Source organism: Halolamina salina (genome assembly GCF_042678005.1).
Taxonomy (GTDB): Archaea; Halobacteriota; Halobacteria; order Halobacteriales; family Haloferacaceae; genus Halolamina; species Halolamina salina.
The window spans coordinates 1-489 of record NZ_JBHUDH010000023.1; the positions used below are offsets into that span (position 1 = coordinate 1).

At 68.3% G+C, this 489-nt stretch carries 1 protein-coding gene; it reads right to left on the bottom strand.

Features of this window, described 5'->3' with window-relative positions; translation table 11 throughout:
* Positions 1-290 (bottom strand): GNAT family N-acetyltransferase (locus ACFR9S_RS02915; RefSeq protein WP_379818028.1); only part of this gene is annotated, 290 nt, incomplete at its 3' end.
* Between the last annotated feature and the right edge of the window lie 199 nt (positions 291-489).

The following is a 489-nucleotide window of genomic DNA, read 5'->3' on the forward strand; positions in this document are numbered from 1 at the left end:
CTCCCGATCCCCTCGCCTTTCCAGCGCTCGCGGACGCCGAGGCGGCTGAGCTTCCGCGTACCGGCGTCGGCTCGTTCGAGTCGGACGCCGCCGACCACCTCACCCTCGGTCTCGGCGACGAACACGCGGTGCTCGCGGAGCCACTCGATGACCTGCTCGGGCGTGGCGGAGCCGGCCTTTGCGGGGAAGCCGAGTTCGCGGTTCGCCGCGTAGGCGTCGCGGTAGGCGTCCGCCAGCGCGGCGGCGTCGACGTCGTCGACCCCCGCCTCCCGGATCGTTACGTCGGCCATACTTCGGGGGTTAGCGGAGCAGCACCCTGAATCCAGCGGCGTACGCTGGAAGGAAAGTCTCGTGCGTAGAGAGTCCGCGAGCGACCTCTGGGAGCGAGCGGTTCACCGGACCCGACCGGAGGGAGGGTCCGGCATTTTGTCATCATCAGGATCGCGGAGCGATCCTGATTAGCAGCCAGAATCTTCGATTCTGGCGGCA